Here is a 12,974-nt window from a genome sequence, read left to right as displayed (position 1 = left end):
TCAGTCCGCCAGTTCCAGAATGCGGGCTACCAGCTGAGAAAAGCTCATGCCGGCCTGCTTAGCGGCCATTGGCACCAGGCTGTGGCTGGTCATACCGGGCGAGGTATTCACCTCCAGCAGGTAAAACTGGCCGTCGCCGCCCATCATCAGATCGACGCGTCCCCAGCCGCTACAGCCCAGCGCACGCCAGGCTTTAATAACGATCTCGCTCAGTTCCGCTTCCCGTTCAGCCGATAAACCGCTTGGACAGAAGTACTGCGTTTCGTCAGAAAAATATTTTGCTTCATAGTCATAGAACTCAGAAGCCACCTGGATGCGGATTGAAGGCAGAATGTCGTCGCCGATCACCGCTACGGTGTATTCCGGGCCGCTCAGGAACGCTTCTACCAGCACGTCGTCATCGTGACGGAAAGCTTCAGTCAGCGCGGCCTGAAGCGAATCAGCTTCATTAACGCGGCTGATGCCAACGCTGGAGCCTTCGCTGCTGGGCTTAACGAAAACCGGCAGGCCAAGGGCGGCAATACGGGCGCGCATCTCGTCGCTAAGGCCGGCATCCATCTCTTTACGGGTAATCGACACATAAGGCGATACCGGCAGGCCGCAGCCCTGCCAAAGGCACTTGGTACGCAGCTTATCCATAGTAATGGCGGAGGCCATCACACCGCTGCCGGTATAGGGAATAGCGAGGAACTCCAACAGCCCCTGCAACGTACCGTCTTCGCCACCGCGACCGTGCAGCGCGATAAACGCTTTATCGAAGCCTTCTTCTTTCAGACGCGTTACCGGAAAATCGCGGATATCAACAGCATGCGCATCAATGCCCGCTTCAAGCAGTCCGCTCACCACGGCGTTACCCGACATCAGGGAAACGTCGCGTTCCGCAGAAGTGCCACCCAGCAATACCGCTACTTTTTCAGCCATGATGTTTACCTTCTTTCTGCGGTTGTAACTTATTTTCAGCAAGCGTACGGGCGATGCGGCCAACGTTGCCCGCGCCCTGCACCAGAATTAAATCATTGCCGGACAGCTTCGGCGCCAGCATTTCCAGCACGGCGTCATGGTCCGAGACCAGGATAGGATCGACTTTGCCACGCCCACGGATGGTGCGGCACAGCGAGCGGCTGTCGGCGCCGGGGATCGGCGTTTCGCCAGCGGAGTAAACGTCCAGCATCAGCAGCACATCTACCTGAGACAGCACGTTCGCGAAATCGTCATAGAGATCGCGGGTACGCGTGTAGCGGTGCGGCTGGAAGACCATCACCAGCTGCTTGTCCGGCCAGCCCGCTCGGGCCGCTTTGATCGTTGCGTCAACTTCCGTGGGATGATGGCCATAGTCATCAACCAGCATCGCGGTGCCCTGAATGCCGTTCACTTCCTGTAACGGATACTCGCCCAGGAAATCGAAGCGACGACCGGTGCCCTGGAAGCTTTCCAGCGCGCTCAGGATTTCTGCATCGTCAATGCCCTCTTCCGTCGCGACGGCTACCGCAGCGGCGGCGTTCAGCGCGTTATGGCGGCCAGGCGCATTCAGCGTCACCTGCATCAGCGGCCTGTCGTGGCGGGCCAGCGTGAAGTGGCCCTGCGCGCCGTGCTGCTCGTAGCTGGCGATACGCACGTCGGCATCTTCGCTAAAGCCGTAAGTGGTGATCTGACGGCCTACGCGCGGGATCAGATCGCGGATCACCGCGTCATCCACGCAGAGCACCGCGCGGCCATAGAACGGCAGGTTGTGCAGAAAATTGATAAAGGTCTGTTTCAGGTTCTCAAAATCGCCCTGATAGGTATCCATGTGGTCAGCTTCGATATTGGTGACGATAGCCACCATTGGCTGAAGGTGCAGGAAGGACGCATCGCTTTCATCCGCTTCCGCAATCAGATAGCGGCTGCTGCCCAGGCGCGCATGGGTGCCTGCCGCCTTAACCAGGCCGCCGTTAACGAAGGTCGGATCCAGACCGCCTTCTGCATAAATGCTGGATACCATGGCCGTGGTCGTGGTTTTTCCGTGCGTTCCGGCGACGGCAATGCCGTGACGGAATCGCATCAGCTCGGCCAGCATTTCCGCCCGACGGATCACCGGAATGCGGGCTTCACGCGCCGCGATGAGTTCCGGGTTATCCTGCGATACCGCGGTGGATACCACCACCACGCTGGCATCGCTGACGTTTTCAGGGCGATGGTTAAAATAGATGGTCGCACCCAGCGCGCTCAAATGCTGCGTGACCGCATTCGGCGCCAGATCGGAGCCGCTGATTTCATAGCCTTCATTGGCCAACACTTCGGCAATACCGCCCATGCCGGCACCACCGATGCCAACAAAGTGAATGTGCCGGACGCGACGCATCTCGGGCACGATAGAACGCAGTTTTGCCAGTTGTTGTGTATTCATCTCTTTCTGCCTGTCGGTACCTGCTGGCACCCTGTTCCGGGACAAGTCTCGTCCTGTGCTATAGCGCCGCTTTGCTGACTTCGGCTGCGACACGTTCGGTCGCATCCGGGATCGCTACGGCACGGGCCTTCGCCGCCATCGCCATCAGCGTTGGGCGATCCCATGCGGCCAGCGTCTGCGCCACGGTGTCAGCCGTAAACTGCGGCTGCTCGTAAATTTTTGCCGCGCCCGCTTTTTCCAGCGGCAGCGCGTTCCAGTACTGCTGACGATCTTTATGCTGAAACGGCACGAAGATCGCCGGTAAGCCTGCGGCGGCCACTTCGCTGACCGTCAGCGCGCCGGAGCGGCAGACGATAACGTCCGCCCAGGCGTAGGCTGCTGCCATATCGTCAATAAATTCGGTGACTTTATGCTGCGTCTGTCCCACCTTACCGTAGGCGTCGTTGACTTCAGCCAGCGCGCCTTTGCCTGTCTGGTGCCACAGCGTAATGCTGTCGCCCAGCTTCGCGGCCACCTGGGGCAGCGTCTGGTTCAGCACGCGGGCGCCCTGACTGCCGCCGATGACCAATACGCGAACCGGGCCACTGCGATCGGCCATGCGTTCAGCAGGCAACGGCAGAGCAAGCACGTCTGTCCGTACCGGGTTGCCCACCACATCCGCATCAGGGAACGCGCCGGGAAACGCCTGCATCACTTTTTTGGCGATTTTCGCGAGCCACTTGTTGGTTAATCCGGCGATGCCGTTTTGTTCATGTAACACCACCGGAATACCGCAGCTCCATGCCGCCAGGCCGCCCGGCCCGGAAACGTAGCCGCCCATGCCCAGCACCACGTCCGGCCTGTAGGCCTTCATGATTGCACGGGCCTGGCGTACGGCGTTAAAAATCCGCAGCGGCGCGGCCAGTTGCGCCTTCAGCCCTTTGCCGCGCAGGCCGCTGATGCGAATAAAATCGATGTCGATGCCATGTTTCGGCACCAGATCGGCCTCCATACGGTCAGCCGTGCCGAGCCAGCGCACCTGCCAGCCCTGCGCCATCAGATGGTGCGCCACCGCCAGCCCCGGAAAAACGTGTCCTCCGGTGCCGCCGGCCATAACCATCAGTCGCTTCCCTTTCATCGACTACCTCGCGTAAACGCCTGGGCTTTTGCCAGACGCGTTTCATAATCTATGCGTAACAAAAATACGATGGCGGTTGACATAATTATCAGGCTGGAGCCGCCGTAACTGATCAGCGGCAGCGTCAGACCTTTGGTCGGCAGCATACCTGCTGCGGCGCCAACGTTAACCAGCGCCTGGAAGCTAAACCAGACGCCGATAGAGCAGCCCAGAAAACCGGCGAAGCGCTGGTCAAGCTCCAGCGCGCGGCGCCCGATAGACATCGCGCGAAAAGCGACGAAGAATACCATTAACAGCGCTAAAACCACACCGATATAACCCAGCTCTTCACCGATTATCGAGAAGATAAAGTCGGTATGCGCTTCCGGTAAATATTCCAGTTTCTGTACCGAGTTGCCCAGCCCCTGGCCCCAGAATTCACCGCGGCCAAACGCCATCAGCGACTGGGTCAGCTGGTAGCCGCTGCCGAAAGGATCTTCCCACGGATTCCAGAAAGAGGTAACGCGTCGCATACGGTAAGGTTCGGCAATAATCAGCAGGCAAACGGCAAAAATGCCGGAGCCGATGATCGCCAAAAACTGCCATAACTTTGCGCCAGCCAGGAATAGCATCGCCAGCGTGGTGACAAACAGCACCACGACGGTACCCAGATCGGGCTGCGCCAGCAGCAGGACCGCCAGCACCACCATCACGCCCATCGGCTTGCAGAAACCCCAGAAGTTGTTGCGCACTTCCTCTACCTTGCGCACCAGATAGCTGGCGAGATAGCAGAACAGCGAAAGCTTGGAGAGCTCCGCAGGCTGGATACGCAGCGGGCCGAGCGCAATCCAGCGCGAGGCGCCGTTTACCGAGCTGCCCACCACCAGCACGATCAGCAGCATCACCACCGTGACCAGCAGCATAATGTTGCTGTAGCGCTGCCAGAAAGCCATCGGCACGCGCAGCGTGACCAGCCCAATGCCGAACGCCAGCAGGATGTAAAAGGCATCGCGCTTGGCGAAGTAAAAAGGATCGTCCGACAAACGCTGGCCCACCGGCATCGAGGCCGACGTCACCATCACGAAGCCGATAATCGCCAGCCCTATCGTCAGCCAGAGCAGCGTGCGGTCATAAAGCACCATGGTGCTGGCATCGCTCTCGCGCGAGCCCATCACCCACTCTTTCAAACGGTCTGACAGCCAGCTGGCAATGCTTAAACCCGGAACACGCATCAGCCCAGCTCCTTTGCCAGTCGAGTGAACACGTCGCCGCGCTGCTCGAAGTTTTTAAACTGATCGAGGCTGGCGCAGGCTGGCGACAGCAGCACCATATCGCCCGGCTGCGCTTTGGCGGCGATCTGCTGCATGGCTTCCTGCATGGTTTCGGTCTGCACTGCCCCTGCCGGACGCAGCGCCGCCAGCGCGGCCGCATCCCGACCAAAACAGTAAATTCTGATGTTATCGCCCTGTAAATAGCGCGCCAGCGGGCTGAAATCGGCGGATTTGCCGTCGCCGCCCAGCAGCAGCCAAAGCGTGCCCTGCACGTTCAGACCGTTCAGCGCCGCTTCGGTGCTGCCGACGTTGGTCGCTTTGGAATCGTTGATCCAGCGGATGCCGTTACGCTCGTGCGCCAGCTGGAAGCGGTGCGCCAGGCCGGTAAAGGTCGTCAGCGCTTTCAGGCTGGAGGCGCGGGGCAAACCCACGGCGTCGGCCAGCGCAAGGGCCGCCAGCGCGTTGGTGTAGTTATGCTGGCCCACCAGCGCCATCTCGTTGGTATTCAACACCTTCTCGCCTTTCACCCGCAGCCAGGTACTGCCCTGCTGGCGCGTCAGATGGTAGTCGCCGACATCGACGCCAAAGCTGATGCAGCGTTTATCCGCGCCGCGTACCGGCATGGTCATCGCATCGTCCGCATTCACAATGCACGCGTCCGCCTGCTCGTAAACGCGCAGCTTGGCCGCCCGATACTGCTGCATCCCGAACGGATAGCGATCCATATGATCTTCCGTCACGTTCAGAATGGTCGCTGCCGCCGCTTTCAGGCTGTGGGTCGTTTCCAGCTGAAAGCTGGAGAGTTCCAGCACGTAGAGCCGGACGGGCTTATCCAGCAGCATCAGCGCCGGCAGGCCAATATTGCCGCCCACGCCGACCTGCCAGCCTGCGGCTGTAGCCATCTCGCCCACCAGCGTGGTCACGGTGCTTTTGCCGTTAGAGCCGGTGATCGCCACAATCGGCGCCTGCGCCTCGCGGCAAAACAGCTCGATGTCGCCTACGATCTCTACACCCGCTTTCGCCGCCGCCGTCAGTGACGGGTGCGACAGCGCCAGCCCGGGGCTGGCGACAATCAGATCGGCGCTTTGCAGCCAGTCGTCGTTCAGCGAACCCAGCCAGCGTTCCACTTCTGATGGCAGCTTTTCCAGGCCCGGCGGCACAAGCCGGGTATCCATGACGCGCGGCGTGACGCCACGCGCTAAAAAGAAGTCAACGCAAGACTGACCGGTCAATCCCAGACCGATAATGACTACTTTTTTACCCTGGTAATCAGTCATTATTACCGTACCTTCAGCGTCGCCAGGCCAATCAGCACCAGCATCAGTGAAATGATCCAGAAACGCACGATAACGCGCGGTTCCGGCCAGCCTTTAAGTTCGTAATGATGGTGAATAGGCGCCATGCGGAAAATCCGCTGGCCGCGCAGCTTGAACGACCCCACCTGTAGGATCACCGACAGGGTTTCTACCACGAAGACGCCGCCCATAATCACCAGCAAAAACTCCTGACGCAGCAGCACGGCGATGGTGCCCAGCGCGCCACCCAGCGCCAGCGATCCGACGTCGCCCATAAAGACCTGCGCCGGATAGGTGTTAAACCATAAAAAGCCCAGTCCGGCGCCGACAATCGCCGTACAGACGATCACCAGTTCGCCAGCGTGGCGCAGATAGGGGATATGCAGGTAGTTAGCAAAGTTCATATTACCGGTGGCCCAGGCAACCAACGCAAAGCCGGCGGCCACAAAAACGGTAGGCATGATGGCCAGGCCGTCCAGCCCATCGGTCAGGTTCACCGCATTGCCGGTGCCGACGATAACGAAGTAGGCAAGCACCACGTAAAACAGGCCAAGCTGCGGCATGATGTCCTTAAAGAACGGGACCACCAGCTGCGTTGCCGGCGTGCCTTTTCCGGTCGCATAAAGCGTAAAGGCCACGCCCAGCGAAATCGCCGACATCCAGAAATATTTCCAGCGCGCGATCAGCCCTTTGGTGTCTTTACGCACCACCTTACGGTAATCGTCTACAAACCCGATGATGCCAAAGCCCACCAGCACCACCAGCACGCACCAGACGTAAGGGTTGGAGGGATAGGCCCACATCAGCACCGACACGGTAATGGAGAACAGGATCATAATGCCGCCCATGGTCGGCGTGCCGCGCTTGCTGAAGTGCGATTCCGGGCCATCGTTACGCACAACCTGCCCAAAGGACATTTCCTGCAGGCGGGCAATCATGCGCGGCCCCATCCACAGTGAGATAAACAGCGCGGTCAGCAGGCTGACGATGGCGCGAAACGTCAGATAGGAAAAGACGTTAAAGCCTGAATAAAAAGCGACCAGATGTTCGGCCAGCCAGACTAGCATGTTCTTTTCTCCTGTAAGCTCTGTACTACCTGCTCCATGGCGGCACTACGTGAACCTTTAACTAAAATGGTGATCGTCGGCTGTTCCGCCAGCAGCATCCGCAGACGCGCCGTGACGGCAGCCTTATCGGTAAAATGTTCGCCCACGCCGCTGGCCTCGCTGATAGCGCGGCTTAATGTGCCCACGCTAAGCACCTTATCAATGCCGGCACGACGGGCCGCTTCGCCTACTTCGCGATGGCAGGCTTCGGCTTCCTCGCCCAGCTCCGCCATATCACCGGTTACCATCACGCGATAGCCCGGCATGTCCGCCAGCACCTGAGCCGCTGCGGTCATTGAGCCGACGTTGGCGTTATAGCTGTCGTCCAGCAGCAGCTGATTTTCCGCCAGCAGAACCGGGAAAAGGCGGCCCGGCACGGCTTCAAGCTGACCTAAGCCAAGCTGTACCGCCTCCAGGGAAGCGCCGACCGAAACAGCCAGCGCGGCGGCGGCCAGCGCATTCGCGATATTGTGACGCCCCGGCAACGGCAGCTGAACGGCCACGCTGCCTACAGGCGTTTTCATTACAAAATGGGTGCCCGCGCTGGTGATTTGCACATCGCTGGCGGCAAACTCGCTTTCGGCCTGCGGTTGGGAGGAGAAGCGCCACACCGTTTTGCCTTTCAGCATCGGCTGCCAGTTGGCCTCGTCGTTGCTGTCGGCGTTCAGAATGGCGGTGCCGTTTTCCGGCAGCCCCTGAAAAATTTCACCTTTGGCTTTGGCCACGCCTGCCAGCGAGCCGAACCCTTCCAGGTGCGCGGCCGCCAGGTTGTTGACCAACGCCGTTTCCGGTCGCGCCAGGCTGGTGGTCCAGGCGATTTCGCCCTGATGGTTGGCGCCCAGCTCAATCACCGCGTACCGGTGCTGCGCGCTCAAACGCAGCAGCGTCAGCGGGACGCCGATATCGTTATTCAGATTGCCTGCGGTATAGAGGGTTTCGCCGCACTGGCGCAGAATGGCAGCGGTCATCTCTTTGACCGAGGTTTTGCCGGAAGAACCGGTCAGCGCCACGACGCGCGCCGAAGACTGCTGGCGAACCCAGCCGGCCAGCTGGCCCAGCGCCACGCGCGTGTCGGCAACCAGTACCTGCGGCACGGCGACAGGTAAGTGCTTACTGACCAACAGAGCCGCCGAACCGGCCGCTATTGCGTCGCCGACCAGCTCGTGCGCGTCAAAGCGTTCGCCCTTCAGCGCGATAAACAGACAGCCAGCGCTTATCTTGCGCGTATCGGTGGCCACTTCGCTAAAGGTAAGGTCGCTGCCGATCGGTTCACCGCCGGTGATCTCAGCCAGCTTTTGCAAAGAGAGTGCGATCATGCCATCACCCCCAGCAGACGCGCCACGGTTTCGCGGTCGGAATAGTCCAGCCGACGGTTGCCAACGATTTGATAATCTTCATGGCCTTTACCGGCAACCAGCACGATATCTTCTTCTTTAGCCTGCATAATGGCGTTAGTGACCGCTTGCGCTCGGCCGGCTACCACGCGGGCGCGGCCCGGATCGAGCAGGCCGGTCAGAATATCGGCCACGATAGCGGCAGGATCTTCACTGCGCGGGTTGTCGTCGGTGATCACCACCACGTCGGAGAACTGCTCGGCAATGGCGCCCATCAGCGGCCGTTTGCCTTTATCGCGATCGCCGCCACAGCCGAAGACGCACCACAGCTTGCCTTTACAGTGCAGGCGAGCGGCCTCTAATGCTTTTTCCAGCGCATCCGGCGTGTGGGCGTAATCCACTACTACCGTTGGCTTCGCTGGCGCGCTGAAAACTTCCATACGGCCGGTGACCGGCTGTAGCCGACTGCCGGTCGCGACCAGCTCGTTGAGCGGATAGCCCAGCGCCAATAGCGTCGCCAGCGCCACCAGCAGATTGCTGACGTTAAACGCGCCCATCAGGCGGCTTTCCAGCTCGCCGCCGCCCCAGCTGGAGTCAAAACGGATAGCAGCGCCGTTGTCGTGGTAACGCACCTCCGTCGCCTTCAGCCAGCGGCCATGACAGCCCGGCTCCAGGTTATCTTCCAGCGTAACGGCAACGGCGTCCGGCAGGCTCGCCAGCCAGCGGCGTCCCGTCTCGTCATCGGCGTTGATAATGGCCTGGCCGACCATGTGCTCGGAGAAAAGCAGCCATTTGGCGGACTCATAGCGCGTCATATCGCCGTGGTAGTCCAGGTGATCGCGGCTGAGGTTGGTAAAGGCCGCAGCGGCAAAAGGCAGCGCCGCTACCCGATGCTGTACCAGACCGTGGGAGGAAACCTCCATCGCGGCCAGCGTCGCGCCCTGCTCCACCAGCGAAGCCAGCGTCTGCTGTACCTCAACCGCCGAGCCGGTCGTGTTTTCAACCGGCGCCAGATGCCCGTAAAGGCCATTGCCGACGGTGCCCATCACCGCGCCGGTTTCGCCCAGCAGCTGCGCCCATTGCGCCAGCAGCTGAGTGGTCGTGGTTTTGCCATTGGTGCCGGTCACGCCGATCAGGCGCAGTTTTTCGCCCGGCTGCTGATAAAAGCGCCCGGCCAGTGCGGAAAGCCGCTGGCTCAGCTGCGCCAGATAAATCACCGGCACGCCGTGCACGGTAGTGATGTCGCCATCTTCCGCTTCGCCTTCCGCTTCGGCGATAATCGCCGCCACGCCCTGCGCGATAGCCTGGGGAATAAAACGGCGGCCGTCTGCCGTATGCCCTTTTATGGCGACAAAGAGATCGCCGGCAGCCGCTAAACGGCTGTCCAGGATCATTTCACGCAGCGGCAGCGCGGGCGCGCCAGGCACCCACGGCGCCAGTAAGTCGTGCAGATTACGATCTGTCACTTGATCCCTCACTTATTGTCTACCAGTTCGTTTTTCTCAACGACCGGTAGTGCATCAGGTTCGATATTCATGGTGCGCAACACACCGCCCATAATGGCGCCAAACACCGGAGCCGAAACCGCGCCGCCGTAATATTTACCGGCCTGGGGATCGTTGATCACCACAACCAGCGCAAAACGGGGACGACTTGCCGGTGCCACGCCGGCGGTGTAGGCAATATATTTGTTAACGTAGCGCCCGTCCGGCCCGACTTTTTTCGCCGTACCGGTTTTAATGGCGATGCGGTAGCCTTTGATGGCCGCTTTCACGCCGCCGCCGCCGGGCAGCGCCACGCTCTCCATCATATGCATGACGGTGCGAACCACTTCTTCAGGAAATACGCGCTGTCCGCCCACGGGCGGATCGACTTTGGTAATCGACAGCGGGCGATAAAGGCCGTAGCTGCCGATTGTGGCGTAGACTCGCGCTAACTGTAACGGCGTTACCATCAGCCCGTAGCCGAAAGAGAAGGTGGCCCTCTCTATGTCAGACCACCGTTGTTTTTGGGGATATAAGCCACTGCTTTCTCCGACCAGTCCCAGATTGGTCGCTTTACCCAGTCCAAAGTGCGAGTAGGTTTCTACCAGCGCCGAGGACGGCATCGCTAACGCCAGCCTGGAAACGCCGACGTTACTCGATTTTTGCAAAACGCCGGTCAGCGTCAGCTCGTTATAGCGGGCCACATCTTTGATCTCATGGCCGTTAATACGGTAAGGCACGGTGTTCAGCACGCTGTTTTCGCGCACCACGCCGCGCTGTAGCGCGGTCATGACCACCATAGGTTTGACGGTCGAACCCGGTTCAAAAATATCGGTGATGGCGCGGTTGCGCATTACGTCTTTGGTGACGCCGGTAAGGTTGTTCGGGTTATAAGCCGGGCTGTTGGCCATCGCCAGCACTTCGCCGGTGTTAACATCCACCAGCACGGCGGTGCCGGACTCCGCCTTGTTAAAGGCGACGGCGTTGTTAAGCTCGCGATAGACCAGCGCCTGCAGGCGTTCGTCGATACTCAACGCCAGATTGTGCGCCGCCCGGCTGTCTACGGAAGAGACATCCTCAATCACGCGGCCGTGACGATCTTTGCGCACGGTGCGCTCGCCCGGCTCGCCCGTCAGCCATTTATCAAAGCTTTTTTCGACGCCTTCAATACCCTGACCATCAATGTTGGTAAAGCCGATCAGATGTGACGTGACCTGGCCTGCCGGATAATAGCGACGCGACTCTTCCCGTAAAAAGATGCCGGGAAGCTTGAGTTTTTTGATGTAGTCACCGATGGCCGGATTGACCTGGCGCGCCAGATAGACGAAGCGCCCTTTAGGGTTGGCGTTAACGCGCGCCGCCAGTTGATCCAGCGGAATGGAAAGCGCATCGGAAAGCGCCTGCCAGCGGCTGTCGAGCGTGATGCCGCCTTTAGCGTGCAGCTCTTTCGGATCGGCCCAGATAGCGTTGACCGGTACGCTGACGGCCAGCGGTCGCCCGGCACGATCGGTGATCATGCCGCGAGAGGTCGGGACGGCCTGGACGCGCAGTGAGCGCATATCGCCTTCACGCACCAGCTTATCCGGGTTGATCACCTGCAGATAAGCCATGCGCGCCAGCAGTCCGCCCAGCGCGAGTAAAATACAGCCGCACAACAACGCAAAACGCCAGCTGACAAAGCTGGCCTGATCTTCCTGACGTTTTGTCTTAAGCGTCTTAACTGCGGCTTTCATTTATGCCCTTATGGCTGTACCACAATATTTTCCTGCGAAGGATCGACATGCTGCATTTGCAGTTTTTCCATCGCCGTTCTTTCCACGCGGCTGTGATCGCCCAGCGCATTCTCTTCCAGAATCAGGTTACGCCATTCGATATCCAGCGCGTCGCGTTCCAGCACCAGCTGCTCGCGCTGCGCGGTAAGCAGGCGGGTTTTATGCGCCGTGGTTACCACCAACACCGCAGACACCAGCACGGCGACAGCCAGCATCAACGGGATTTTGCCGTGGCGTAAAAGATCGCCTGCAATCACGCCGGGTAAACTGTGTCGCTCGTTGCCGATCATGCGTCTGTTCTCTCAGCGATACGTAATACGGAACTGCGCGCGCGCGGGTTTTCCGCCACTTCCGCTTCGCCCGGCATCATTTTGCCCAGCGCTTTAAGCTGACGACCGCCGAGCTTGCTCAGCTGTGCTTCCGTCATCGGAATACCGGCCGGAACCTGCGGGCCGCGGCTCTGTTCGCGCATAAAGCGTTTAACGATACGGTCTTCCAGCGAATGGAAGCTGATCACCGACAGGCGCCCCTGTGGCGCCAGCGCGGAAAGCGCGCCTTTCAACGCTTTTTCAATCTCTTCCAGCTCGCTGTTTACCCAAATACGAATAGCCTGGAAGCTGCGCGTTGCCGGATGCTTGAATTTATCTTTTACCGGCGTAGCGGCATAAATCACGTCCGCCAGCTCTTTGGTGCGGGTCATTGGCTGCTCGCGGTTGCGCTCGACGATGGCGCGCGCGATGCGTTTTGCGAAGCGCTCTTCGCCAAAGGTTTTCAGCACAAAGGCGATATCGCTCTCCTCTGCCTGAAGCAGCCACTGCGCGGCAGATAAGCCTTTGGTCGGATCCATGCGCATATCCAGCGGGCCGTCGCGCATAAAAGAGAAACCGCGCTCGGCATCATCCAGCTGCGGCGAAGAGACGCCCAAATCCAGTAAAATGCCGTCGATGCGGCCGGTCAGCCCGTGCGCGTCAACATACTCCGCCAGCGCGGAGAAAGGCCCATGTATAATGGTAAAGCGCGGATCGGTAATGGCGGCGGCGGCGGCAATAGCCTGCGGGTCGCGGTCGATGGCGTACAGACGCCCCTGTTCGCCCAGCGCGGAGAGGATCAGTCGGGAATGCCCGCCTCGTCCAAATGTGCCATCAATATAGATGCCGTCTGGTTTGATATTAAGGCCGTTAACCGCCTCGTCCAGCAGCACCGTGGTATGTTTAAAATTTTCCTGCATAG

General features: G+C 59.8%; 10 protein-coding genes and 1 pseudogene. All 11 read right to left on the bottom strand.

Annotation, left to right across the window (positions count from 1 at the left end; translation table 11 throughout):
* Nucleotides 1-921, bottom strand: a complete 921-nt coding sequence (locus EGK14_RS10240) for a D-alanine--D-alanine ligase (protein WP_125288997.1) — start codon at nucleotides 919-921, stop codon at nucleotides 1-3.
* A complete protein-coding gene (murC, locus tag EGK14_RS10235; RefSeq protein ID WP_125288996.1) occupies nucleotides 914-2,386 on the bottom strand; it encodes a UDP-N-acetylmuramate--L-alanine ligase in 1,473 nt (490 codons plus the stop codon). The genes EGK14_RS10240 and murC overlap by 8 nt, the downstream gene beginning before the upstream one ends.
* A gap of 58 nt (nucleotides 2,387-2,444) precedes the next feature.
* Complete coding sequence (murG, locus tag EGK14_RS10230) at nucleotides 2,445-3,503, bottom strand: undecaprenyldiphospho-muramoylpentapeptide beta-N-acetylglucosaminyltransferase (RefSeq protein WP_125288995.1); 1,059 nt, start codon at nucleotides 3,501-3,503, stop codon at nucleotides 2,445-2,447.
* Nucleotides 3,500-4,714, bottom strand: a complete 1,215-nt coding sequence (gene ftsW, locus EGK14_RS10225) for a cell division protein FtsW (protein WP_125288994.1) — start codon at nucleotides 4,712-4,714, stop codon at nucleotides 3,500-3,502. The genes murG and ftsW overlap by 4 nt, the downstream gene beginning before the upstream one ends.
* Complete coding sequence (gene murD / locus EGK14_RS10220) at nucleotides 4,714-6,030, bottom strand: UDP-N-acetylmuramoyl-L-alanine--D-glutamate ligase (protein WP_125288993.1); 1,317 nt, start codon at nucleotides 6,028-6,030, stop codon at nucleotides 4,714-4,716. The genes ftsW and murD overlap by 1 nt, the downstream gene beginning before the upstream one ends.
* Nucleotides 6,031-6,032: 2 nt before the next feature.
* Nucleotides 6,033-7,115: a phospho-N-acetylmuramoyl-pentapeptide-transferase gene (gene mraY, locus EGK14_RS10215; RefSeq protein ID WP_125288992.1), complete on the bottom strand. Its 1,083-nt coding sequence runs from the start codon at nucleotides 7,113-7,115 to the stop codon at nucleotides 6,033-6,035.
* Nucleotides 7,109-8,470, bottom strand: a complete 1,362-nt coding sequence (gene murF / locus EGK14_RS10210) for a UDP-N-acetylmuramoyl-tripeptide--D-alanyl-D-alanine ligase (protein WP_125288991.1) — start codon at nucleotides 8,468-8,470, stop codon at nucleotides 7,109-7,111. The genes mraY and murF overlap by 7 nt, the downstream gene beginning before the upstream one ends.
* On the bottom strand, nucleotides 8,467-9,954 hold the full coding sequence (murE, locus tag EGK14_RS10205) for a UDP-N-acetylmuramoyl-L-alanyl-D-glutamate--2,6-diaminopimelate ligase (RefSeq protein WP_125288990.1): 1,488 nt from the start codon (nucleotides 9,952-9,954) through the stop codon (nucleotides 8,467-8,469). The genes murF and murE overlap by 4 nt, the downstream gene beginning before the upstream one ends.
* A pseudogene (locus EGK14_RS10200) lies at nucleotides 9,941-11,705 on the bottom strand (peptidoglycan glycosyltransferase FtsI). Before EGK14_RS10200 ends, murE begins: the two are co-directional and overlap by 14 nt.
* An 8-nt stretch (nucleotides 11,706-11,713) precedes the next feature.
* A complete protein-coding gene (ftsL, locus tag EGK14_RS10195; protein ID WP_125288988.1) occupies nucleotides 11,714-12,034 on the bottom strand; it encodes a cell division protein FtsL in 321 nt (106 codons plus the stop codon).
* Nucleotides 12,031-12,972, bottom strand: a complete 942-nt coding sequence (gene rsmH / locus EGK14_RS10190; RefSeq protein WP_125288987.1) for a 16S rRNA (cytosine(1402)-N(4))-methyltransferase RsmH — start codon at nucleotides 12,970-12,972, stop codon at nucleotides 12,031-12,033. The genes ftsL and rsmH overlap by 4 nt, the downstream gene beginning before the upstream one ends.
* Nucleotides 12,973-12,974: the final 2 nt, after the last annotated feature.

This window comes from Erwinia sp. 198, from assembly GCF_003937915.1.
In the GTDB taxonomy this organism is placed as follows: domain Bacteria; phylum Pseudomonadota; class Gammaproteobacteria; order Enterobacterales; family Enterobacteriaceae; genus Erwinia; species Erwinia aeris.
Note: the sequence above shows the minus strand (reverse complement) of the source record. Positions and strands in the feature narration are given on the sequence as shown.

Excerpts from the sequence above, each read along its gene's own strand:
- EGK14_RS10240 (WP_125288997.1), bottom strand. The coding sequence starts at position 921 with ATGGCTGAAAAAGTAGCGGTATTGCTGGGTGGCACTTCTGCGGAACGC.
- murC (WP_125288996.1), bottom strand. The coding sequence starts at position 2,386 with ATGAATACACAACAACTGGCAAAACTGCGTTCTATCGTGCCCGAGATG.
- murG (WP_125288995.1), bottom strand. The coding sequence starts at position 3,503 with ATGAAAGGGAAGCGACTGATGGTTATGGCCGGCGGCACCGGAGGACAC.
- ftsW (WP_125288994.1), bottom strand. The coding sequence starts at position 4,714 with ATGCGTGTTCCGGGTTTAAGCATTGCCAGCTGGCTGTCAGACCGTTTG.
- murD (WP_125288993.1), bottom strand. The coding sequence starts at position 6,030 with ATGACTGATTACCAGGGTAAAAAAGTAGTCATTATCGGTCTGGGATTG.
- mraY (WP_125288992.1), bottom strand. The coding sequence starts at position 7,115 with ATGCTAGTCTGGCTGGCCGAACATCTGGTCGCTTTTTATTCAGGCTTT.
- murF (WP_125288991.1), bottom strand. The coding sequence starts at position 8,470 with ATGATCGCACTCTCTTTGCAAAAGCTGGCTGAGATCACCGGCGGTGAA.
- ftsL (WP_125288988.1), bottom strand. The coding sequence starts at position 12,034 with ATGATCGGCAACGAGCGACACAGTTTACCCGGCGTGATTGCAGGCGAT.
- rsmH (WP_125288987.1), bottom strand. The coding sequence starts at position 12,972 with ATGCAGGAAAATTTTAAACATACCACGGTGCTGCTGGACGAGGCGGTT.